Raw genomic sequence first — 22,869 nt, 5'->3', positions numbered from 1 at the left:
TCAGAAGGCCTTGCCGAGGTCCGACTTGGCGTTGTCCTTCGTGTACGAGCTGTCCTTGATGACGATGTCCTGGCCGACCTTGTCACCCTTGGTGAAGGAGTCCAGGGTCTGGAAGGCGAGCGGGCCGAAGCGCGGGTTGGACTCGATGACGCCGGAGATCCAGCCGTCGACGATGCCCTGCACCGCGTTGCGCGTGCCGTCCACCGTCACGATCTTCACGGCACCCGGCTTCTTGCCCGCGCTCTTGAGGGCGTTGACCGCGCCGAGGCCCATCTCGTCGTTCTCGGCGTAGATCCCCTTGATGTCCGGCTTGGACTGGATGAGCTGCTCGGTGACCTGCTGGCCCTTCTCGCGGGCGAACTCGCCGGTCTGCTTGAAGACGACCTTCAGGCCCGGGGCCTTCGCCTTGATCTGGTCCTCGAAGCCCTTGGTCCGCTCGGTGGTGACGTTGTTGCCCGCGGCGCCGAGCAGGATCGCGATCGTGCCCTTGCCGCCGGTCGCCTCGATCATCTGGTCGGCCGCCCGCTTGCCCTGCTCGACGAAGTCCGAGCCGATGAACGAGACGTAGTCCTTGCAGGCCGTCGCGTTGATCTTCCGGTCGACGGTGACGATCGGGATGTGCTTGGCGCTCGCCGCGCGCAGCACGGGCTCCCAGCCGTCGGAGTTGAGCGGCGCGATGACCAGCAGGTCGGCGCCCTTGGCGATCAGGTCCTGGACGTCGCTGATCTGCTTGGAGAACTGCGACTGGGCGTTCGCGGTGAGCAGCTTGATGCCGCGCTTCTGCGCCTCGGCCTTGATGGACGCCGTCTCCGCGATACGGAACGGGTTGGCCTCCTTCTCGGACTGCGAGAAGCCCACGGTGGCGCCCTTGAGATCCAGCTTCTGGCCGCCGAAGGCGGTGATGTCACAGGTCTCGCCGGTGCCGGAGGAGGCGACCTCCTGCCCGGCGTTCTTGTCGGCGGCGCTCGAACTGCCCTTGTCCGAGGAGGAGTTGTCGTCCTCGGACTTGGCGCATCCGGTGGTGAGGGCGAGGCCCGCGACGAGGCCGGCGGCGAGCAGGGCCCGGGCGGAGGTACGGCTGCGGCGGTGGAGCGCGATCTGCGTCATGTTCAGGTCCCCAAAACGGCACGGCCCGGCGCGTGAACGCGCAGACGGGATGGGTCGGCTGGTGCGATGGCTGAGTGTTCGACCGGTCGGAAGTCGGTACGGGGAGGGTTTTACATCGTTGGAAGGAGGCTGTAAAGGCTTCTCACAACGGACGGCCCCGAGCCGCGGGTGTGCGGGTGTCAGCGCCGCCCCAGGGTGCTCTCCCGCTCCACCAGCCGGAATTCCGCGGTCAGTTCACGTCCCGCGGTCTCCTCGGGGTGCTCCAGGCGGCGCAGCAACGACTGCACCGCGAGCCGGGCGATGGCCTGCTTGTCCGGCGAGATCGTGGTCAGTGTGACCGCCCCGAAATGGCCCTCGGCGATGTCGTCGAACCCGACCACCGCCACGTCCCACGGAACCCGCAGGCCCCGCTCGTGCAACACGCGCATCGCCCCGATCGCGACCAGGTCGTTGTACGCGAACACGGCGTCGGGACGGACCCCCGAGTCCAGCATCCGGGCCATCGCCTCGGCCCCGTCGCCCCGGTCCCAGCCGCCGGTCGCCCCGACCAGGGTGTCCGGCGCCGACAGGCCCGCCTCGGTCAACTCCCGCCGCCAGCCGTCGAGTCGCAGCCGGGCCGGCTGGTTCGCCGAGTCGATGCGTTCGCCCAGGTAGGCGATCTGGGTGCGGCCCCGGCCGACCAGGTGGCGCACGGCGGTGCGGGCGGCCGCCACGTTGTCGATGGCGATGTGGTCGTAGGCCAGGTCGTACTCGCGCTCGCCGAGCAGCACGAGCGGCACGTCGTCGCCGTCCCGGCCGAGCAGATCGTCGGCCTCCAGCTCCAGCGGGCTCAGGATCAGGCCGTCGATCACCCGGGCCCGGAATCCCTGGCTGACCAGGAGCTCCTGCTCGCGCTCGCCGCGGGTGTGGTCGAGCAGCACCGTGACGTCGTGCTCGGCGGCCGCGTCGATGACCGCGCCGGCCAGCTCGGCGAAGTACGGGTTGCCGAGCTCCGGCAGGGCCAGCGCGATGATGCCCGTACGCCCTTTGCGCAGGTGACGGGCTGTCAAGTTCGGTCGGTAGCCCAGCTCGTCGATGGCCTCCTGGACGCGGGCGCGCATCGCGGGGGTGACGTGCTGGTAGTTGTTCACGACGTTCGAAACGGTCTTGATCGAGACGCCCGCGCGTTCCGCGACATCCTTGAGGCTCACCCGCACGGAATCTCCTCCTGGGGTTCTGACGATGGGTTTGTCGATGGTCTGTCGGTGGGTTTCGTCGGTGGGGTCGTCGGTGGTTTCCACGATGGGTTTGTCATGACCCTGGACAGCGCGCCGAGCGCGTGCTGTCATGCCAACTGCCGTTCATTCCAACGTTGTAAGAACGAGTTGTACCGACTCGAGCGGCGAGCCGCCACCCTTCCTCAACGCCTTCCCCGCGTTCCACACCAGGAGGATCCGTGCGCACCAGAACCGGCCCCCGACACCGCGGCCGACCCCTGCCCCTGCTGCTCACCGCGGCACTCGGCCTCACCGCGCTGACCGTGGCACCGCACGCCACGGCCGCGGACGAGCCCGTCGTGCCGCACGGGCTCAAGGGCGAGTACTACACCCAATCCGCCTCGGGAGCCTTCGACTTCGACCAGTTGAAGGCCACCGGGTTCGATCCGCAGATCGACTTCGGCAGCCTGGACTCCCGGCTGCAGTCCGCCACCGGCCAGGCCGACGACGCGAGCGTCCGCTGGACCGGCGAACTGGTCCCGGAGAAGTCCGGCTTGACAACGTTTTCCATCACCGGGGACAACGGTTTCCGGCTCTGGGTCGACGGCAAGCCGGTGATCGACCACTGGGTCGACGACTGGGACAAGGAACAGACCTCTGAACCCGTCGAGTTGACCGCCGACAAGGCGGTCGACATCAAGGTCGAGTACTTCGAGCACTTCGGCGGCTCCAATCTGCATCTGCGCTGGACCGAGCCGGGTGAGTCGAAGGAGGCCATTCCCTCCTCGGCGTTCCGGCTGCCCGGCGACTGGAAGTACGACGGCGCCATCGGCACCACCGTGCTCGGCGACGGCCGCACCCTCAAGCTCGATTTCGCGCAGAAGCTGGGCACCGTGCCCGGTGACGTCAACGACCACCTCTCCGCGGTCATCGGCGGCGCCAAGTGGCCGCTCAGCACGGTCAAGGCCGACCCCGACGACCCGCGCTCCCTCGTCGTGGGCCTGAAGGAGCCGGTCGTCGGCAACAAGAAGGGCGACGCCGCGGGCCTCGCCGACGTCACCTACGACGGCAAGGGCGGTCTGACCGGCGCCGACGGCACGGCCGTCGGCACCTTCTGGTCGAGCGGCCCGAACCACTCCACGTACGAACTCTCCACCAAGTGGGGCGACGACGTCACCCCGTCGAACGCGCACCGGGAGTACCCGCGCCCGCAGCTCACGCGTTCCGACTGGCAGAACCTGAACGGCAATTGGGAGTTCGCCGCCGCCAAGGCGGGCGACCCGGTGCCGGTCGGCAAGAAGCTCGGCGAGAAGATCCTCGTGCCCTACCCGGTCGAGTCCCAGCTCTCCGGGATCGAGCGCCACGAGGACCGCATGTGGTACCGGCGCACCTTCACCGTGCCCAAGGACTGGAAGGTCGGCAGCGGCAAGCGCCTCCAGCTGAACTTCGGCGCCGTCGACTGGAAGTCCGAGGTCTACGTCAACGGCAAGAAGGTCGCGGACCACAAGGGCGGCTACGACAAGTTCAGCGCCGACATCACCGACGCGCTGAAGCCGGGCCGCACCCAGGAGCTGATCGTCGGCGTCTACGACCCGACCGACGCCGCCGACGGCGAGAACCCGCCCATGGGCAAGCAGCGCCTCGACCCCAGTGGCATCTGGTACACCCCGTCGTCCGGCATCTGGCAGACGGTGTGGATGGAGCCGGTGGCCACCGACCACGTCACCGACCTGAAGCTGACGCCCGACGTCGACAAGGGTCAGCTGTCCGTGGAGACCACGGGAGTGCGCGACGGCCTGCCCGTGACCGCCACCGCGTACGCGGGCAAGCGCAAGGTCGCCACCGCGACCGGGACGTCCGGCAAGCCGCTCACGGTCAAGATCGCCAACGCGCATCTGTGGACCGCCGACGACCCGTACCTCTACGACCTCAAGGTCAGCGTCGGCTCGGACCGGGTCGGCAGCTACTTCGGGATGCGCTCCATCAAGGTCGAGAACGTGAACGGCACGCCGCGCACCGTCCTCAACGGCAAGCCGGTCTTCATGATGGCCACCCTCGACCAGGGCTTCTGGCCCGACGGCCTGCACACCGCGCCGAGCGACGAGGCGCTGGCCTACGACCTGAAGATGCACAAGCAGATGGGCTTCAACTCCGTCCGCAAGCACATCAAGGTCGAACCCGACCGCTGGTTCTACTGGGCCGACAAGCTGGGCCTGCTGGTCTGGCAGGACATGCCCGCGATGACGGCCGGCGTCAACCCGTCGACCGCGGCCCGCGCCGAGTTCGAGCGCGAGATGAAGATCATGATCGACCAGCACTACAACCACCCGTCGGTCGTCATGTGGGTCACCCTCAACGAGGGCTGGGGCCAGTACGACGAGGGCCGCCTCGCCGACCAGGCGAAGTCCTGGGACCCGACCCGCCTGATCAACGGCATGTCCGGCCTCAACCTGGGCAAGGACGGCGGCACCGGCGACATCATGGACGAGCACGGCTACCCGAGCCCGGCCCTGCCACCGCATCCGGACGGCAAGCGCGCGCTGGTCGCGGGCGAGTACGGCGGCCTCGGCCTCGCCGTGCCCGGTCACGCCTGGTCCGTCCAGCAGTCCTACGTCGACGTGGACCCGGCGACGTACACGGACGACTACCTCACCAAGCTCGCCGAGGTGCACGCGCTGGCCTGCAAGGGCGGCAACGGCGCCGTCTACACGCAGATCTCCGACGTGGAGGGCGAGCTGAACGGCCTGGTCACCTACGACCGCAGGGTCGTCAAGCCGGACGTGAAGCGCGTCCACGACGCCCAGCAGGCGCTGATCAAGGACGCCTCCCGGGCGACCGTGGCGAACTGCGCCTGACGGCACCCGCCTGATCCCGTACGTCCCTGGGGCGGGCCCGCACCGCCGGGCCCGCCCCCTCTCATGTGGGAGACACCTCATGACAGTGACACGACGCGGCGTGCTGCAGGCCGCGACGGTGGCCTGCGCGGCCACCGCGTTCGGCGGCGCGACGGCCGTGACGGCCCGCGCGGACGCGGCAGGGCCCGCCGCCGACGCCTTCACCCGGCTGCCCGTCGGCAGCATCACCGCCCGCGGCTGGCTCGACGGCCAACTCCGGCTGCAACTGGCCGGGTTGTGCGGCCGCTACGCCGAGAAGTCCCACTTCCTCGTCATGGACACCTGCGGCTGGGTCCACCCCGAACTCGGCGGATGGGAGGAACTCCCGTACTGGCTCAGGGGATACGTCCCCCTCGCGATCGCCACCCGGGACGCCGACGCGCTCGCCACCTGCGAGCGGTGGATCGACGCGATCCTCGCCACCCAGGAGCAGGACGGCTTCTTCGGCCCGCGCGCCCTGCGCACATCCCTCAACGGCGGCCCCGACTTCTGGCCGTTCCTGCCGCTGCTGATGGCGCTGCGCACGTACGAGGAGTACACGCACGACGAGCGCATCGTGCCGTTCCTCACCCGGTTCATGACGTACATGGAGGCGCAAGGCAAGGGTGCCTTCGACTCCAGCTGGGTCTCCGTGCGCTGGGGCGACGGCATCGACACCGCGCGCTGGCTGTACGACCGCACCGGTGACGCGTTCCTGCCGCGCCTCGTCGAGAAGATGCACCACTTCGGCGCCGACTGGACCGGCGACCTGCCCACCCCGCACAACGTGAACATCGCCCAGGGCTTCCGCGAACCCGCCCAGTACGCGCAGTGGGCGGCCGACGGCGCCGACGCCCTGGTCCGGGCCACGTACCGCACGTACGACCAAGTCCTCGCCGAATACGGTCAGTTCGCGGGCGGCGGCATCGCGGGCGACGAGAACTACCGGCCCGGCTTCGGAGACCCGCGGCAGGGCTTCGAGACCTGCGGCATCGTCGAGTTCATGGCCAGCCACGAGCTGCTCACCCGCGTCACCGGCGACCCGGTGTGGGCCGACCGCTGCGAGGACCTGGCCTTCAACATGCTCCCCGCGGCCCTCGACCCCCAGGGCAAGGGCATCCACTACGTCACCAGCGCCAACAGCGTGGACCTGGACGACGCCCGCAAGACGGACGGGCAGTTCCAGAACGGCTTCGCCATGCAGTCGTTCCAGCCGGGCGTCGACCAGTACCGCTGCTGCCCGCACAACTACGGCATGGGCTGGCCGTACTTCACCGAGGAGCTGTGGCTCAGGACACCGGACGGCGGGCTCGCGGCCGCGCTGTACGCCCCGTGCGAGGTGAGCGCCCAGATCGGCGACGACCGGGTGACCGTCCGAGAGGAGACGGACTACCCGTTCGACGAGACCATCACGCTCACCGTCGGCGTACCGCGTCCGGTCGACTTCCCGCTGCGCCTGCGCATCCCCGGCTGGTGCGCCAAGCCCCGTCTCGAAGTGAACGGCCGAGCCATGAAGGCCGGTTCGGGCCCCTCCTTCACCGATATCCGCCGCACCTGGCGGGACGGCGACAAGGTCACCCTGCGCCTTCCCCAGCGCACCACTCTGCGCACCTGGAGCGGCAACCACGACAGCGTGAGCGTCGACCACGGACCGCTGACCTACTCGCTGAAGATCGCCGAGAAGTACGTGCGCACCGGCGGCACCGACACCTTCCCCGAGTACGACGTGCACGCCGCCTCCACCTGGAACTACGGCCTGGTCCCCGGGAGTTCACCGGAACTGCGGCGCCGGAGCGGCCCGCTGCCCGCCAACCCCTTCACCCTCGACGGCACCCCGCTCACCCTCGCGGCCAAGGCCCGCCGGCTGCCCGAGTGGATCGCGGACGACGAGCACGTGGTCGCACCGCTGCAGCCCAGCCCCGCGCGCAGCCGCGCGAGCGTCGAGACCGTCACCCTCGTGCCGATGGGCGCGGCCCGGCTGCGCATCACGTCCTTCCCGACCGCCGCCCCCGACGGCCGGCCCTGGATCCCCGAACCGCCCTACCGCCGCGTCCAGAACAAGCACAGCGGCAAGGTCCTCGCCGTCGACTCCATGTCCACCGCCGACGACGCGCGGGTCGTGCAGTTCGACAACTCCGGGACCGGCGACCACGCCTGGCAGCTCCTCGACGCAGGCGACGGCAGGCTGCGGATCCGCAACGGGCAGAGCGGCAAGTACCTCGCGGTGCAGGGGAGTTCGACCGCCGACAGCGCACACGTCGTCCAATACGAGGACAACGGACGCGCCGACCTGGTGTGGACCCGCGTCGACCGGGGCGACGGCTGGTTCCTGCTCCGCAACGAACACAGCGGCAAGGTGCTCGGCGTCGACGGGATGTCCACCGACAACAGCGCACAAGTGGTGCAGTTCGCCGACAACGGGACGGAGGACCACCTGTGGCGCCTGACGTCTTGACGGGCCACCGACACCGACGAAGAATGATCGCGCTTGCTGACAACGTTGTCGAAAGGCCCAGTATGAGAACGCGTACGACGAGAACGCGCACGACGGGAGCGAGAGCCCGCCGCGCCCTGGGGGTGCTCGGCGCGGCCGCGCTGCTCGGCACCGGCCTCGCGGCCCCGGCGGCACAGGCCGCGTCCGGCGGGGACGGCCGACTGACCGATCTGGTCAACCCGTTCATCGGCACCGAGAACGAGGGCAACACCTATCCGGGCGCCGCCGTGCCGTTCGGCATGGTGCAGTTCTCGCCGGACACCGGGCACAACACCGGATACGACTACTCCGAGAACCACATCCGCGGCTTCTCCACCGTCCATCTGTCGGGTGTCGGCTGCGGACTCGGCGGTGATCTCCCGGTGCTGCCCACGACCGGCGACATCACGTCGACCGACTACGCCAAGTACGCGGCCGAGTTCAGCCACGACGACGAGACGGCGTCGCCCGGCTTCTACAAGGTGGGCCTGAAGACCGGCATCGAGGCCGAGTTGAGCGCCACGAAGCGCACCGGCGTGCAGCGCTACACCTTCCCGGACAAGGACACCGACAAGGCCAACGTCCTCATCAACGCCGGGCAGTCGCTGCACAAGACGCTGCACACCAAGGTCGAGATCCTCGACAGCCGTACCGTGCGCACCGCCATCACCGGCAGCGGCTTCTGCCAGGACACCAAGCCGTACACGGTCTACACGATCACCCGCTTCGACCGGCCGTTCAAGACGTCCGGCACGTGGAAGGGCGACACGGTCACCGCGGGCTCGAAGACCTCGGACGCGGACGCCGAACGCAACGGCGCCTACGTGCGGTTCGACACCAGCAAGGACCGCACCGTCGAGGCGACGACCGCGATCTCGTACGTCGACGCGCAGGGCGCGGCCCTCAACCTCCGCGCGGAGGGCGGCCGTTCCTTCGACAAGGTGCGTGACGCCGCGCAGGCCGCGTGGGAGGACCGCCTCGACGACGTCCGCGCCCAGGGCGGCGGCGAGACGCTTCGCCGCACCTTCTACTCCTCGCTCTACCGGTCCTTCCTCGCGCCCAACATCGGCAGCGACGTCGACGGCCGGTACACCGGCTGGGACCAGAAGACCCACCGTGCCAAGGGCTTCACCTACTACCAGAACTGGTCTCTCTGGGACACGTACCGCACCCAGGCCCAGCTGCTCTCGCTGCTCGCGCCGCGCGAGTCGCGGGACATGGCGCTGTCCGTGATCCAGATCGACAAGGACAGCGGCTGGCTGCCCAAGTGGGGCTACGGCACGGTCGAGACGAACATCATGACCGGTGACCCCGTCACCCCGTTCCTCACCAACGCCTACCGGCAAGGGCTGTTGAAGGGGCACGAGGAGGACGCCTACCGGGCGCTCAAGAAGAACGCCGACGGAGTGCCGCCGGCCGACTCCGCGCCGGTGGGCCGCGAGGCCAACAAGGAGTACCTCGCCGACGGTTTCGCGCCGTACATCAAGGACCGTGCGCACGTGAAGCCCGGCGACTCCGACTACGACCACGGCGCCTCCGCCACCCTGGAGTACGCCCTCGCCGACGCGATGCTCGGGCAGATGGCCAAGAAGCTCGGTCACGAGGACGACGCGAAGCGGTACACCGAGCGGGCTCAGAACTACCGGAAGATCTTCGACGGTTCGACCGGTTTCTTCCGTGCGCGCGACGCGTCGGGTGCCTTCACGGGACCGGCCGACCCGGCACAGAGCGAAGGCTTCCACGAGGGCACGTCCTGGCAGTACCAGTGGCTCGTCCCGCAGGACCTGCCCGGCATGGTCGACCTGATCGGCGGGACGGACGCGGCGAACCAGCGCCTCGACTCGTTCTTCGCCTACGACCAGCTGGTCGCCGACCCGGCGAAGACCGCCCGCGAGGTGTGGGTCAACGGGCCGTACGACTACTACAACGCCGACAAGTACAACCCGCAGAACGAGCCCGACCTGATCGCGCCCTACACGTACCTGTCCACCGGGCAGCCGTGGAAGACGACGGACGTGGTGCACGCCGCGCTCACCCTCTTCACCGATGCCCCGACCGGCATGACCGGCAACGACGACCTCGGCACCATGTCCGCCTGGAACGTGCTCTCCTCCATCGGGATCTTCCCGGTGCAGCCGGGCACGGACACCTGGGGTCTGTCGACGCCCGTCTTCGAGCGCGTCGACCTCACGCTCGACCGGCGCTACTACCCGAACGGGAAGCTGACCGTACGGGCGAAGGGCAGCTCGGACACGGACCGGTACATCCAGTCGGCGCGGGTGGACGGCGCCGCGTACGGCAAGACGTATCTGACGACGAAGGACCTGCGCGGCATGAGCGACCTGTCGTTCACCGTCGGCGGCTCGCCGTCGCAGTGGGGGACCGGTGCCGACGCGGCGCCGCCCGCGCTGAAGTGACGCGGTGCGGTGACGCAGCTGAAGTGACGTAATCGACACGGCACTTGAGCCACACGAGACCCGCCACTCCCGGGGATGTCCGAGAGTGGCGGGTCTTAATCTGTTGTTAACTGAGCGTGCCTAGATCGTACTTGACCGTAATCGAGTGTCGGCTGTTGACTGCGACTTCCCGTCGTCGACGCGAGAGCACTCCATGACTGCGAATGGCTCGGACCTGCTCGCCCCACTCGACCTTGCGTTCTGGAACATCGAGACCGCCGAACACCCCATGCACCTGGGCGCGTTGGGCGTCTTCGAGGCCACCGAGCCGGGCGCCGCCCGCCACGCCCACGAACTGCTCGCCGCCCGCGCGGCCGCGGTGCCGGGCCTGCGCATGCGGATAGCCGGGGTGCTCGTCCCCGTGGGCGGCGCGGCCCGGGTGCCCGTCGCCGACTTCGACCCGCTGGACCACGTACGCATGGAAGAGCCCGTGGCCGACTTCCACGCCGCGGCGGGCGCGCTCATGGAGCGACCGCTGGACCGCCGCAGGCCGCCGTGGGAGGCGCACGTCCTGCCCGCCGTGGACGGTGGCTCCTTCGCCGTGCTCTTCAAGTTCCACCACGCCCTCGCCGACGGGCTGCGGGCCCTCACCCTCGCCGCCGCCGTCATGGACCCGATGGAACTGCCCGCCGCGCGGGCGCCCAAGCCGGAGCCCGAGCGGCGGCGCGGCCTGCGCCTGCCGTTCCCCGGCCTGCGCGACATCACCCTCGGCGACCTCGACCCGCGCCGCTACCCGGGCCATGTCCGCGCGGTCGCGGGCGCCGCCACCCAGGCCGTCGCCATCGGCGCGTCCGTGGCCAAGGCCACCTGGGGCGTGCGCACGTCACCGGCGCTCACGTCCGATGCCAGCGGGACACGGCGCGTCGCCGGTGTCGCGCTCGACCTCGACGACGTCCACCGGATCCGCAAGACCGAGGGCGGCACGGTCAACGACGTCCTCATCGCCATCGTCGCCGGAGCCGTCAGGCGCTGGCTCGACGAGCGCGGCGACGGCAGCGCGGGGGTCGAGCCGCGCGCCCTGATCCCCGTCTCCCGGCGCCGCCCGCGCACCGCCCACCCACAGGGCAACCGGCTCTCCGGCTACCTGGTCCGCCTGCCCGTCGCCGAGGCCGACCCGGCCGAGCGACTGCGCGTCGTGCGGTCCGCGATGAACCGGCGCAAGGACCGGGGCCCGAACCGGGGCGCGGGCGCCGTCGCCCTGCTCGCCGACCACGTGCCGCCGCTCGGCCACCGGCTCGGCGGCGGACTCGTCGGCCGCAGCGCGGGTCTGCTCTTCGACCTCCTGGTCACCAGCGTTCCGTTGCCCAGCCTGGGACTGCGGCTCGGCGGCTGCCCGCTGACCGAGGTCTTCCCGCTGGCGCCGCTCGCCCAGGGCCAGTCGCTCGCCGTCGCCGTGTCGACGTACCGGGGGACCGTGCACTACGGGCTCGTCGCGGACGCGGCAGCCGTACCGGACCTCGACGCGCTGGCCCGCGCGGTGACCGACGAACTGACGGAACTCCTCGCCGCCTGCGCTCCCTAGCCCGGGTCGACTCCCGGCCGGCCGAGGTCCTTCAGGAGGCCGTCGAGCGCCTGGGTGAGGGCCTCGGCGTTGTCCGCGGTGAACCAGGTGGTGCGGATGCGTTCGTTGGTGCCCTTCGGGGTCTCGTGGTCGTCCGCGAGCTGCTGGACGGAGCGCGTGTCGTCGCCCAGCGAACGCCCGACGGCCTGGAAGAGGCCCCGGACGTACCGGTCGGCGTCCCCGGCATCGACGCCCTTTCCGGCGGCCCAGTCGGTGAGCGTCGCCAGGTACCGGTAATGCGTGGTCAGCGTGGACGTCAGCGTCTGGAAGACGTCGAGCGTCGGCTCGTCCGGAACGGGGAGCGCCCCGCCCAAGCGGTCGAAGAGGGCGTCGACGTCGGGGTGCCCGGGGCAGGTCACGGTGACGGCGCGACGCTCACGCACGGCGGGCAGCGGGATCGCGCGCACCACGGGCGCCGCGGTGCCGAGCGTCGCGCGCACCTCGTCGATGCCGACGCCCGCCATGACGCTGACCACGACCTTGTCGCCGTCGACCCGCAGTCCGTCGAGGGCCTCGGCGCGGTCCTGGGGGCGGACCGCGACGATCACCGTCGAGGAGCGGTCCGCCACCTCCTGGTTGTCGGCGCAGACCCGCACGTTCGGAAACCGCCGCGCCAACTCGGCGGCCGCCCGGGCGCCACGCGGTGAGAGGAAGACGTCCGGCGGGTTCTCGACGCCGTCGCTCCAGCCGGTCACGAGGGCCCGGCCGAGCTCGCCCACGCCCATGATCCCTATGCGGTCCACTGAGTGTCCCTTCCCGTAGTCGTCCCGTAGATGGTCGTCACGCAGTCGTCGTGCGGGCGGCCTGATCCTTGATGCCCGCGAGAACGGTGTCGAGGATCCGGTCGAACTCGGCCACGGACCCGAACCCCGCCTGGAGGGGCAGCAGGGCGGCCATGGTCGGGTAGGCGTCGGCGTCGATCACGGGCACCTGCGCGTTCTCGGAGCCTCCGTCGTCACCGCCGCCGCTGAGCACCGCCAGCAGATAGCCGTTGAGGAACCCGAACAGGGTCAACTGCGTGTCCGCGACGACCTGTTCGGGCAGCCCGGCCGCGCGCATGGCGGCGACCAGCCGCTCCAGGGCGGCGAGGGCCACCGGTGACGTCTGGGCGCGGGTGGTCAGCAGCGGGAACACCCGGCGGTGCCGGTAGGCCATGTCCCGGTAGCCGTGGGCCGTGCGGCGGGCGATCTCCTCCCAGTCCCGGCCGTCCGCCCCCTCGCTGTCCGTCGGGACGACCACCTCGGCGAGGACGGCCTCGGACACCGCGTCCAGGAGCGCCGCCTTGCCCTTGATGTGGTGGTAGATCGACATCGGGTCGACCCCGAGCTCCTCCGCGAGCCGGCGCACCCCGAACTTGTCCAGGCCGTGCCGGTCCACGAGGGCGACACCGGCGGCGGCGATCCGCTCACGGCTGAGTCCCGCCGCGGTGCCCTGCGCCCGTCTCGTCGCCATGTCCGCTCCCTGCCGCCCTTGCCAAACCTACGCCGTAGATCCTAACGTCCGGACAGGAAACCTACGCCGTAGGAATGGGAGTTTTTCATGAGCCTGTCACCGAGGTCGGAGAGGCGCTCCATCGCGATGCACGCCGGGCTGCTCCTCACGGCCCTGACCGCGCTCGCGCCACTGCTCGACATCGCCACCGTCGACACGCTCTCCGCCCACGTCCGCGACGCGTATCCCGGCTGGGGCCCGCACGACGTGGCCGCCGACCGGAACGCGATCGCCGGCTACCTCGTCGGCACCGGGGCCCTCGGCACGCTCCTGTGGCTGCTGGCCGTCCGGGGGATCACCACGGGCAGGCGCTGGGCCCGCACCGCCACCACCCTCGGCTTCACCGCGGGCCTCTCGGTGGCACTGCTCAACCTCGGCCTGCGCGGCGAGAAGTACGACGTCGTCGTGCCCTACGCCTACGGCACGGCAACGTTCCTGCCCTGCGTCGCGGGAGCCGTCGTCGTGGTCTCCGTCTGGCGCCGTCGGCCGGTGCCGAAGAACGACCTCACCCACTCGATCAAGGAGGACGCATGACCGAAGCGGCAGGAACGGAAAGGGTGGCGGCGGGCCGTCGGCTGCGCAGACAGGCCCTCGGCGGAGAACCCGACTGGGCCTCGATGTCGGACGAGGAACTGCGCGTCTATCGCGACACCGAGAACCGCAGGCGGGCGTCGCCCGAGATGCGGGCGATCACCGGGGAGCCGGATCCCGGAGCCACGATCGACTGGACGGAGCTGCCGCTGCCCGGCCGCGACCTGCCGGTCCGCGTGCTCCGGCCCGCACGGGAGACGGGTGAGCTGCCGCTCGTGGTGCATGTGCACGGCGGCGGGTTCGTCGGTACCGCCGTCCAGTGCGACTGGGGCACCAGCCATGTCGCCGCGCGGCTGCCCGCGGTCGTCGTCTCGGTCGAGCACCGCCTGCTCGCACCGGACAGCCCGCTGTCGGCCGCCGCCGACGACGGCTGGGACGCACTGCGGCACGTGCTGGCGCACGCCGGTGAGTGGGGCGTCGACCCGGAGCGGACCGCGGTCTTCGGCGAGAGCTGCGGCGCGCTGATCTCCGCCCTCGTGACGGTCCGCGCCCGGGAGGCGGGCCTGCGTCTGCGGGCCCAGGTGCTGGTCAACCCCGCGGCCGACGTCACCGGCTCGATGTTCGCGTACGACTCGTTCGCGCGGTACGGCGACAGTCCGACCGCGAGCCTGGCGCAGCTGCGGCTCTTCCGCCGGCTCGCCGTGCCGCCGGGAACCGACGCCCGGGCCCTGTCCCCGCTGTACGCCGACGACCTGGGCGGGCTCCCGCAGGCCCTGGTGGTGCTGCCGACGGACGACCCCGTCGCCGATCACGGCCGCCGCTACGCCGAGCGCCTGCGGGCGGCGGGGACGCCCGCGCGGCTCACCGAGTACCCGGGGGCGCCGCACGCGTTCCTGTCCATGCCGGGCGCGGTGGCGCAGGCCGAGGCCGCGCGGGCCGAGATCCTCGCGTTCCTGCGCGAGTCCCTGGCGGAGTGAGAATCCGCACGCGCGGCGTGATGCCGGCCACGTCAGGCGTGATCACGGCCACGGAACCGGGGCGGCGACCGGAACGAGTTTGGAGGCAGGGCCCGCCGCTCCGTAAAATTCGGCTTTTGTGAGCGGGCGCGGTTCGGGCGCGACGCGCGAGACCCTAGGAACGGCAGCGGCGATGACGGTGACAGACGACAACCAGGCCCCTCAGGCCTCCGCGGACCCGGAGGTCGCGCACGGGCCCGGCATCGACCCCGAGCGCCTCGCCGTCTGCCTCTCGGTCCTGGAGGAGCTCGACACGATCGACGTCGACCACCCCGACGCGATCACCGTCCGGCGCGCCACCGCCGGTATCTACCGGACCGTGAAGCAGCGCCGCCGCCAGGAGCGCCGCGCGTCCAAGACGGCGCACGACAAGGCCGTCACCGAGGCGACCGCGACCGGGTCCGCGCAGCGTATCGACGACGAGACCGAGGGCATCCTGCCGTCGTCGGTCACCGAGGCGGGCCGGATCGCGGGGATACTCCAGCGCCCGCGCTCCTGCTACACCTGCAAGACCCGGTACGTGGAGGTCGACTACTTCTACCACCAGCTCTGTCCGGACTGCGCCCGCCTGAACCGGGACAAGCGCGACGCCCGCGCCGACCTGACCGGCAAGCGCGCCCTGCTCACCGGCGGCCGCGCCAAGATCGGCATGTACATCGCGCTGCGGCTGCTGCGCGACGGCGCGCACACCACGATCACCACCCGCTTCCCGAAGGACGCCATCCGCCGCTTCAAGGCGATGGAGGACTCCGCGGACTGGATCCACCGCCTGGAGGTCGTCGGCATCGACCTGCGCGACCCGGCGCAGGCCGTGTCCCTCGCCGACCAGGTCACCGAGGCCGGCCCGCTCGACATCCTGATCAACAACGCCACGCAGACCGTGCGCCGCCTCCCGTCCGCGTACGCCGCGCTGGTCGACGGCGAGAGCGCGCCGCTGCCCGCCGGTGAGCTGCCCCCGTACTCCGTGATCGGCGCCTTCAACTCGGGCGCCGTCGACGGCATCGCCGCGCTGCCGCTCGGCACCAGTGGCATCGACGCGCAGAAGGTCGCCGACCTCGCGCTCGTCGCGGGCAACGCCAGCGTGGAGCGGCACCTCGACGGCACCGCCATCGACGCGGGCGGCCTCGTGCCCGACGTCGTCGACTCCAACACCTGGGTGCAGAGCATCGAGCAGATCTCCCCCGTGGAGCTCCTCGAGACCCAACTCTGCAACTACACCGCGCCGTTCATCCTCATCAGCAAGCTGCGCCCGGCCATGGCCGACGCCGCGAAGAAGGCGCGCAGCGGCCGTTCCTACGTCGTCAACGTCTCGGCGATGGAGGGCGTCTTCGGCCGCGGCTACAAGGGAGCGGGCCACCCGAACACCAACGCCGCCAAGGCCGCGATGAACATGGTGACCCGCACCAGCGCCCAGGAGATGTTCCAGACCGACGGCATCCTCATGACGTCCGTCGACACCGGCTGGATCACCGACGAGCGCCCGCACTACGACAAGCTGCGCCTCGCCGAGGAGGGCTTCCACGCCCCGCTCGACCTGGTCGACGGCGCCGCCCGCGTCTACGACCCGGTGGTGCGCGGCGAGACGGGCGACGACGTGTACGGCGTCTTCCTGAAGGACTACGCGCCCGGGAAGTGGTAGCGCAGCTGCCGCTGGACGGCCTGCGCGTCACCCGTCGGTGAGGCGGCACGCACCCGCGTGCCGCCGTCCACCAGCAGATCGGTGCCGGTGATCCACTCCGCGTCGTCGGAGACCAGCCAGCGCACGGCGCGGGCGACGTCCACCGGTTCGCCGATGCGTCCGGTGGGCAGCCCCGCGGCGACGGTCTCCTCGGCCCGCTCCCACACGAAGCGGGCCATCTCCGTGCGCACGAGACCGGGGGAGACGGAGTTGACGCGCACCAACGGGCCCAGTTCACCCGCGAGTTGAGCGGTCAGGTGGAGCAGCGCGGCCTTGCTCGTGTTGTACGCGCCGATGTTCGGGCCGACATGCGTGGCGCCTTCCGTGCACACATTGACCACGGCGCCGCCGTGCTCGCTCATCCAGGCCCGCCACGCGCACTGCACCAGGCGCAGCGGCGCCTCCACGTTGACGGCGAAGGCCGTGCGCCAGGCGTCCGGGTCGGCGTCCATGAGGGGACCATAGGGCTGGTTCGTCGCCGCGTTGTTCACGACGATGTCGACCCGCCCGTACGCGGTCATCGCCCGGTCCGTGACCTCCCACAGGTGTGCCGGGTCCGCGACGTCGCCCGGCACCCCGATCGCGTCGGCGCCCCGCGCGCGCAGCGCCGCGACCGCTTCCCCCACGTCGTGCGCGTCGCGCGCCGTCACGCACACGTGCGCGCCCGCTCCGGCCAGTTCGTCCGCGATCGACCGGCCGATGCCGCGGGAGGCGCCGGTCACGATGGCCGCCCTGCCGTCCAGGGGTCGTTGCGCCGTCATGCGCGTACGGTCTCATGACGGATGGCGGCGTGACGATGCGTCAGGCGTGCGGTGGTCGTGGACGGTTGGTGGCGCGAGTGTGGAGGAGGGCGGTACGCGCCGTTCGTGGCCGGGACCCTACACGCGGGCTTGCCGCTCCCCGGCGGTCGTCGCCGCCACCAGGTCCAAAACCTCGCGCCAGTCCTCCATCACCCCGGCGTCCAGGCCGACCACCTTGCCCGCGTCGTCCGCCTGCCGCAGCTCGATCGCGTCCTCGGCGTGCGGATCCGCCTCGAAGTCCGCCACCTCCTCCCGCGTCATCGGGCCACCCTGCACGCCGAGTGTCAGCGCGCTCTGCGGGGAGAGACCGCGGGCCGGCTCCACCGCGGCGAGGTAGCGCTTGGCCGGGACGTGCAGGCGGACCAGGGCGGCGACCCGGGCGCCCAGCAGGCCGCGCACCGCGTCCGCCGCGACCTCGGCGTGGTGTGCGTCGTCGCCGGGGCGCAGCAGGTGCCCGATGTCGTGCACGAGGCCCGCGAGCTGCAACTCCTTGTCGCTGGGGCGGGCCCGCCGCAGCAGCGCCGCCGTCTGCAGCGCGTGGTCGTGCAGATCGACCGGATCCCCGCTGCGGTCGGGGGCGTCCCAGGCACCCCGGCAGGCGTGCAGTGCGGCCATCAACTCGTCGACCGTGTCCATCGCGACTCCTCCCGAAGATCTTCCGAGGCTTGTCCGGAAGCAGACCATGGCGAGCTGACGGACCGGTCAACAGGACGTTAACGCTCGTACAGATCCCTGGGGGTTGAGGGGCGATGCGGGCAAGGAGGGGCGTGTGGTGCAGAATTGCCGCATGTCCCGCCTTGCCGTCCACGCCCTTTTGGTGACCCTGCTGGTCGCCGTGCTGGGCTGCGCGCAGGGCACCGACACCACGGCGGACGTGTACGCGCCGGCGGCGGCGGCGGCCGAGCAGGCCTCGCCCGTCACCCCGGGCTGCGACCCCGAACAACGGCACGCACCGGACGGCCGGCAGGGCGTGCCGTCGCGCGGCACGTCCGCGCACGAACTCCTCGCCCCGCTCGCTTACGCGCACGGGTCCGGCGCGACCGCGGTCCTCGAAGGCATCGCGCCCACGACACCCGCGGGCCGCGGCCCGCCCCCGCACGACCCGCCCTCCCCGGTCGAACTCTCCGTCCTGCGCGTGTAGACGACACGGTTCCCCGTGTCCTCACTCAACTCCCTTTACGCAAGGACTATTTCGGCATGCCGGAAAACACCACCCCGTCGAAAGCCCGCCCCCTCGCCATCGTCGCCGCCGTCGCCGTGGCGGCCGCCGTGCTCGGCACGGTCTCGTACACCGCGACCAAGCCCGAACCCCGCACCGACGCCTCCCGGCAGGAGGCCGCCTCCGGCCAACAGCTCGACGACGCCACCGCCCAGCTCGTCGAGCTCGCCCGCCGCGACGGTCGGGACCCCCTCGCCCAGGGCCGCGCCGACGCCCCCGTGGTCCTCATCGAGTACGCCGACTTCCGATGCGGCTACTGCGGCCAGTTCGCCCGCGACACCGAACCCGGCCTCGTGAAGAAGTACGTCGACGAGGGCACCCTGCGCATCGAGTGGCGCAACTTCCCGATCTTCGGCGCCGAGTCCGAGGCCGCCGCCCGCGCCTCCTGGGCCGCCGGACAGCAGGGCCGCTTCTGGCAGTTCCACCGGGCGGCCTACACCGACGGCGCCAAGGAGCAGGGCTTCGGCGCGGGCCGGCTCGACGCTCTCGCCCGCGAGGCAGGCGTGAAGGACCTCGACCGGTTCCGCACCGACCGCGACAGCCAGGAGGCCCGAGCCGCCGTCAAGAAGGACCAGGACGAGGCGTACCGCCTGGGCGCCACCTCGACGCCCTCCTTCCTGATCAACGGGCAGCCCCTCGCGGGCGCCCAGCCCGCGGCCACTTTCGAGCAGGCCGTCGAGGCGGCGAAGGCGCAGGCGGCCAAGTGAGCACCGTCGGCGACATCGGCTACCTCGCGGCGTTCCTCGGCGGACTGCTCGCGCTGCTCAGCCCGTGCAGCGCGCTCCTGCTGCCCGCCTTCTTCGCGTACTCCCTCGACAGCCCCACCCGCCTCGTCGCCCGCACCGGCATCTTCTATCTCGGCCTCGCCACCACACTCGTACCCCTGGGCGCGGCGGGCTCCTACGCGGGACGCTTCTTCTACGGCCACCGGGACCTGCTCATCACCGTCGGCGGCTGGCTGATCATCGCGCTCGGCGTGCTGCAGATCGCGGGCCGCGGCTTCGCCTCCCGCCGCCTGACCGAACTCTCCGGCCGCATCCGCCCGACCGGCGCCCTGTCCGTGTACGCGCTCGGCGCCGTGTACGGCCTCGCCGGATTCTGCGCGGGCCCGATCCTCGGCAGCGTCCTGACCGTCGCCGCGCTCGGCGGCCACCCCGTCTACGGCGGCCTGCTGCTCGCCGTGTACGCGCTCGGCATGGCCGTGCCGCTGTTCCTGCTCGCGCTGCTCTGGGAGCGGTTCGACCTGGGGCGCAGGCGCTGGTTGCGCGGGCGCCCGGTGCGCGTCGGCCGGTTCGCGACCCACAGCACGAGCCTTGCCTCCGGCCTGTTCTTCGTTGCCCTCGGCACGCTGTTCCTCGTCTTCGACGGGACGACCGCACTGCCCGGACTGCTCGACGTCGACGACTCGTTCGCCGCCGAGCAGTGGGCGCGCGGTGTCGGCGACCATGTGCCCGACGCCGTGCTGCTCGTGGCGGCCGTCGGGCTCGTGGGTGTCGTCCTGGTCGTACGGGCCTGGGGGCGCGGCCGGCCACGGACGGTGACCGAGGAGCACGATCCCCGCGAGGAACTGAACACGAGGCTCGCCCCGCACGTATCTTCCCGTACCACCAACTAGCTCGCCGAGATGGCGAGTTGAGCTCGGGCACCGGGAGGCCTGCTTGCGTCGCGTCAACGGCACCGCCCTCATCCTCGCCGCCCTGGTCGCCACGGTCGGCGCCCTGGCGTTCCCCATCTGGTCGTACGCCAGCCGCTCGGGAACCGGCCAGGCGAATCTGAACGCCGGCACCGTGGCCACCCAGTGGGGTCCGCTGTCGGCGACGGACCGGGACTTCGTCGTGCGGGTCAGACTCGCCGGACTGTGGGAGATACCGGCCGGCCAGCAGGCCATGGAGCGCGCCCCCACCCAAGCGGTCAGGGACACGGGCGACCACCTCGTCGTCGGACACATGGACCTCGACCAACGGGTACGCACGGTGGCCGCCAAGCTCGGCGTGGAACTCCCCAACCAGCCCAACGCGCAGCAGCAGGGCTGGCTGGACGAACTGACGGCGGCGAGCGGCAAGGACTATGAGCAGAAGTTCGCCAATCTGCTGCGCAACGCGCACGGCAAGGTGTTCGCGCTCATCGGCCAGATCCGCAACACCACCCGTAATTCACTTGTACGAGAACTCGCCACCGACGCCAACCAGACGGTGCTCGACCACATCACCATGCTGGAGAACACCGGTGACGTGGACTTCGACGCCATCGCCGACGAAGCGGCCGGCACCGCGACCGCAAGCCCGACCGGGCCGCCGCCGCCGGACGGACAGGTCCCAACCACCCCAAACCCCGCTCAGCCCACCGGAAGTCCCGACGCGACGTCGCGGCCTTCGGCCGAGCCGACCGACGAGCCGGGCCGCACGATCAACACCGACCGTCCCGCCCCCACCTCCTGACCCGGCGGCCACGGCCCGAACGCCGACCCGACGCAAAACCGCTCGCGCCGGGACGGACCGGCATGGCTGAATGAATACCTGGCGGCCCCTGAAGGGCCGGCAGGTTTCAGCGCCATAGAGCGGACCCCCGCTCATTTGGTTACTCTGTAGCCGGACGGTTACCGCACGTGGGTCCCACCCGTACCCATGGTTCCGTCCGGGGAGAGGCCGGTCACCACGGCCGATCCCACCAGCGACAACCGGCGCCACCGCGCCCGAACTGGCTCTCTACCCACACCCGATCGGGCGTCCGGTGTCCTGTACGACGCTGGACCGGTCACGCCGGAGCGGGTTACCCGACACACAAGGAGTGCGCGGTGACACCAGAGAAGACGAATCTCGAACAGCGCCCGAAGGAACGTGCGGAGCGGGCCGGCCGCCGGCCGGAGAAGCTCGGCAGTCTCGACGTCTGGGCCCGCTCGGCCCCGATCCGCCTCGCCGGCTACGAGGACGACCTGGCCGAGCCGCACATCCTGCCCAGCGTCGACTGACCGCGGGGCCGCGCCGTCCGATCAATGCGCCCGCATCCCTCCTCGGTGAGGGGTGCGGGCGAACGCGTTTGCGCGCACCCCTCACAGGGTGCCGACGAAGTCCTCGACGAGCGCGTCGAAGACGTCCGGGCGTTCCATGTTCGGGTAGTGGGCGGTCCCCTCGACCGGCGCCACCCGGCCGTTCGCGACCGTACGGGCGAGGCGTTCGGCCATGCCAATGTGGTCGGGGGAGTCGAGCGTTCCGGTCACCGCGAGCACCGGCACCTCGATACCCGCGGCCCGCTCCCAGGTGCCGGTCAGCGGGATCTGGTGGTCCGGCTCGTCGCGGGTGTGCTGGGACAGGGTGTGGCGGGTCATCCGGCGCAGCCGGTCGACGACGCCGGGGCCGAGTGCGCCGAGTTCGCGGTGCGGGCCCGCCGCGAAGCGTGTGAAGGTGTCCACCGCCGTGTCGAGGTCACCGGCCGCCATGGCCGCGTGCCAGGCGCGCCACGTCGCCAGCGTCCAGGGGTCGTCGAAGTACGGCTCGCTGGTGCCCGCGCCGACGACCGCGACCGCGGCGACCAGGTCCGGGTGTTCCAGGGCGGTGTCGATCGCGAGGGAGCCGCCCATGGAGACACCGACCAGGATCGCGGGCCCGGTGTCGAGATGGCGCAGCAGCGCGGCGAGGTCGTCGGTGTGCCGGAACGGTCCCCTGGCGTTGGCGGACTCCCCGTGGCCGCGCGTCCGGCGCGATCACCCGATGGTGCTCGGCGAACGCGGGGATCTGGGCGTCCCACATGCCGTGGTCGAGGAAGCCGCCGTGCAGCAGCACGAGAGGGCGGCCGGAGTCGGAGCTGTCCGTGTCGAGCCAGTGCAGATCCATCATGACAACCAAGGTGTCATTCCCGCCGGGTGATGACAACCTGGTTGCCATGAAGGGCATCATGGGGGAGTGGGAGACATGGACGAGGCCGCGGAAGAGACGCCGGACGTGATGGCCGCGCGGCTGGCCGAGGTGTACGACCTCGTGGGCCCGCTGTACCGGCGCGTGCTGCGCAAGGTCGAGCTGGACGGAGCCGACGCCGGGGTGTCCGTCGGAGTACGGGCGGTGCTCGATCTGCTCGCCAAGCGCGGGCCTTTGACGGTGCCTCAGATGGGGCGGGCGCAGTCGCTGAGCCGGCAGTTCGTGCAGCGCATGACGAACGAGGCGGCCGCTCTCCGTTATGTCGAAGCCGTGCCCAACCCCGCGCACAAGCGGTCCTCCCTGATTCGCCTGACCGGCGCGGGGCGCGCCGCCATCGCGGCCGTCGTCGACCGGGAGCGCGCGGAGCTGGCCGGTATCCACGGGCGGGTCAGCGGCGGTGATGTCGACGCGTGCGTGCGGGTGTTGACGGAGATGCTGCGGCTGCTCGACGACGTGGACGTGGACATGGACGTGGACGTGGACGTGGACTGACGCGCGGCCCGCCTGCCGCGGTCCGCGGTACGCATTCCGTGGCGCGTTGAGTCATCGGATGGATT

General features: G+C 71.1%; 19 protein-coding genes and 1 pseudogene. 13 read left to right on the top strand and 7 right to left on the bottom strand.

The annotated features are described in order from the left end of the window. Positions 1 to 1,107: an ABC transporter substrate-binding protein gene (locus B072_RS0131400; RefSeq protein ID WP_018533933.1), complete on the bottom strand. Its 1,107-nt coding sequence runs from the start codon at positions 1,105 to 1,107 to the stop codon at positions 1 to 3. Positions 1,108 to 1,286: 179 nt separating this feature from the next. Beyond that, the gene (locus B072_RS0131395; RefSeq protein WP_026246497.1) at positions 1,287 to 2,303 is read right to left on the bottom strand and encodes a LacI family DNA-binding transcriptional regulator; all 1,017 of its coding nucleotides are present in this window, start codon (positions 2,301 to 2,303) and stop codon (positions 1,287 to 1,289) included. A 239-nt stretch (positions 2,304 to 2,542) separates the two neighbouring features. Here B072_RS0131395 and B072_RS0131390 point away from each other — a divergent pair, with 239 nt between their 5' ends. The 4 genes from B072_RS0131390 (at position 2,543) to B072_RS0131375 (ending at position 11,627) form a co-directional block, all read left to right on the top strand. Further along, positions 2,543 to 5,158, top strand: coding sequence for a glycoside hydrolase family 2 (locus tag B072_RS0131390; protein ID WP_018533931.1), 2,616 nt, complete (start codon positions 2,543 to 2,545; stop codon positions 5,156 to 5,158). Positions 5,159 to 5,237: 79 nt separating this feature from the next. Then, positions 5,238 to 7,631, top strand: a complete 2,394-nt coding sequence (locus tag B072_RS0131385; RefSeq protein ID WP_026246496.1) for an RICIN domain-containing protein — start codon at positions 5,238 to 5,240, stop codon at positions 7,629 to 7,631. A 62-nt stretch (positions 7,632 to 7,693) separates the two neighbouring features. Continuing rightward, positions 7,694 to 10,066 carry a GH92 family glycosyl hydrolase gene (locus B072_RS0131380; protein ID WP_078506642.1) on the top strand — a complete coding sequence of 791 codons (2,373 nt, stop codon included), beginning with the start codon at positions 7,694 to 7,696 and terminating at the stop codon, positions 10,064 to 10,066. Positions 10,067 to 10,259: 193 nt separating this feature from the next. Then, complete coding sequence (locus B072_RS0131375; protein WP_018533928.1) at positions 10,260 to 11,627, top strand: wax ester/triacylglycerol synthase family O-acyltransferase; 1,368 nt, start codon at positions 10,260 to 10,262, stop codon at positions 11,625 to 11,627. Here B072_RS0131375 and B072_RS0131370 read toward each other — a convergent pair. Continuing rightward, positions 11,624 to 12,409 carry an NAD(P)-binding domain-containing protein gene (locus B072_RS0131370; RefSeq protein ID WP_026246494.1) on the bottom strand — a complete coding sequence of 262 codons (786 nt, stop codon included), beginning with the start codon at positions 12,407 to 12,409 and terminating at the stop codon, positions 11,624 to 11,626. The genes B072_RS0131375 and B072_RS0131370 overlap by 4 nt on opposite strands. Positions 12,410 to 12,446: 37 nt before the next feature. Further along, positions 12,447 to 13,118, bottom strand: a complete 672-nt coding sequence (locus tag B072_RS0131365; RefSeq protein WP_018533926.1) for a TetR/AcrR family transcriptional regulator — start codon at positions 13,116 to 13,118, stop codon at positions 12,447 to 12,449. An 87-nt stretch (positions 13,119 to 13,205) separates the two neighbouring features. On the opposite strand from B072_RS0131365, the gene B072_RS44510 reads away from it, so the two are divergent. The 3 genes from B072_RS44510 (at position 13,206) to B072_RS0131350 (ending at position 16,343) form a co-directional block, all read left to right on the top strand. After that, positions 13,206 to 13,691: a hypothetical protein gene (locus B072_RS44510; RefSeq protein ID WP_063746477.1), complete on the top strand. Its 486-nt coding sequence runs from the start codon at positions 13,206 to 13,208 to the stop codon at positions 13,689 to 13,691. Between the two features lie 83 nt (positions 13,692 to 13,774). Continuing rightward, positions 13,775 to 14,665 carry an alpha/beta hydrolase gene (locus B072_RS0131355; RefSeq protein ID WP_202538443.1) on the top strand — a complete coding sequence of 297 codons (891 nt, stop codon included), beginning with the start codon at positions 13,775 to 13,777 and terminating at the stop codon, positions 14,663 to 14,665. 172 nt (positions 14,666 to 14,837) lie between these two features. Further along, a complete protein-coding gene (locus B072_RS0131350; protein ID WP_018533923.1) occupies positions 14,838 to 16,343 on the top strand; it encodes an SDR family NAD(P)-dependent oxidoreductase in 1,506 nt (501 codons plus the stop codon). Here the strand turns inward: B072_RS0131350 and B072_RS0131345 are convergent. Together B072_RS0131345 and B072_RS0131340 are read right to left on the bottom strand one after the other, a co-directional pair. Beyond that, on the bottom strand, positions 16,322 to 17,143 hold the full coding sequence (locus B072_RS0131345) for an SDR family oxidoreductase (RefSeq protein WP_018533922.1): 822 nt from the start codon (positions 17,141 to 17,143) through the stop codon (positions 16,322 to 16,324). The two genes, B072_RS0131350 and B072_RS0131345, sit on opposite strands and share 22 nt — an antisense overlap. A 117-nt stretch (positions 17,144 to 17,260) precedes the next feature. Continuing rightward, positions 17,261 to 17,818 (bottom strand): HD domain-containing protein, encoded by a 558-nt coding sequence (locus tag B072_RS0131340; protein ID WP_018533921.1) that lies wholly within the window; start codon positions 17,816 to 17,818, stop codon positions 17,261 to 17,263. A gap of 151 nt (positions 17,819 to 17,969) precedes the next feature. On the opposite strand from B072_RS0131340, the gene B072_RS0131335 reads away from it, so the two are divergent. The 5 genes from B072_RS0131335 (at position 17,970) to B072_RS48825 (ending at position 21,369) form a co-directional block, all read left to right on the top strand. After that, positions 17,970 to 18,323 (top strand): hypothetical protein, encoded by a 354-nt coding sequence (locus B072_RS0131335; protein ID WP_018533920.1) that lies wholly within the window; start codon positions 17,970 to 17,972, stop codon positions 18,321 to 18,323. A 56-nt stretch (positions 18,324 to 18,379) separates the two neighbouring features. After that, complete coding sequence (locus tag B072_RS0131330) at positions 18,380 to 19,108, top strand: DsbA family protein (RefSeq protein ID WP_018533919.1); 729 nt, start codon at positions 18,380 to 18,382, stop codon at positions 19,106 to 19,108. Further along, on the top strand, positions 19,105 to 20,016 hold the full coding sequence (locus tag B072_RS0131325; protein WP_018533918.1) for a cytochrome c biogenesis CcdA family protein: 912 nt from the start codon (positions 19,105 to 19,107) through the stop codon (positions 20,014 to 20,016). The genes B072_RS0131330 and B072_RS0131325 overlap by 4 nt, the downstream gene beginning before the upstream one ends. A 43-nt stretch (positions 20,017 to 20,059) precedes the next feature. Next, the gene (locus B072_RS0131320; RefSeq protein ID WP_018533917.1) at positions 20,060 to 20,839 is read left to right on the top strand and encodes a DUF4142 domain-containing protein; all 780 of its coding nucleotides are present in this window, start codon (positions 20,060 to 20,062) and stop codon (positions 20,837 to 20,839) included. Positions 20,840 to 21,195: 356 nt separating this feature from the next. Next, complete coding sequence (locus B072_RS48825; protein WP_018533916.1) at positions 21,196 to 21,369, top strand: hypothetical protein; 174 nt, start codon at positions 21,196 to 21,198, stop codon at positions 21,367 to 21,369. 81 nt (positions 21,370 to 21,450) lie between these two features. Here B072_RS48825 and B072_RS44505 read toward each other — a convergent pair. After that, positions 21,451 to 22,029 (bottom strand): annotated as a pseudogene (locus tag B072_RS44505) (alpha/beta fold hydrolase); the annotation flags it as partial. Between the two features lie 280 nt (positions 22,030 to 22,309). On the opposite strand from B072_RS44505, the gene B072_RS0131305 reads away from it, so the two are divergent. Beyond that, positions 22,310 to 22,804, top strand: a complete 495-nt coding sequence (locus tag B072_RS0131305; protein ID WP_018533913.1) for a MarR family winged helix-turn-helix transcriptional regulator — start codon at positions 22,310 to 22,312, stop codon at positions 22,802 to 22,804. The last annotated feature ends 65 nt before the right edge of the window (positions 22,805 to 22,869 follow it).

The sequence above is a fragment of the Streptomyces sp. HmicA12 genome (genome assembly GCF_000373565.1).
GTDB lineage: Bacteria > Actinomycetota > Actinomycetes > Streptomycetales > Streptomycetaceae > Streptomyces.
Note: the sequence above shows the minus strand (reverse complement) of the source record. Positions and strands in the feature narration are given on the sequence as shown.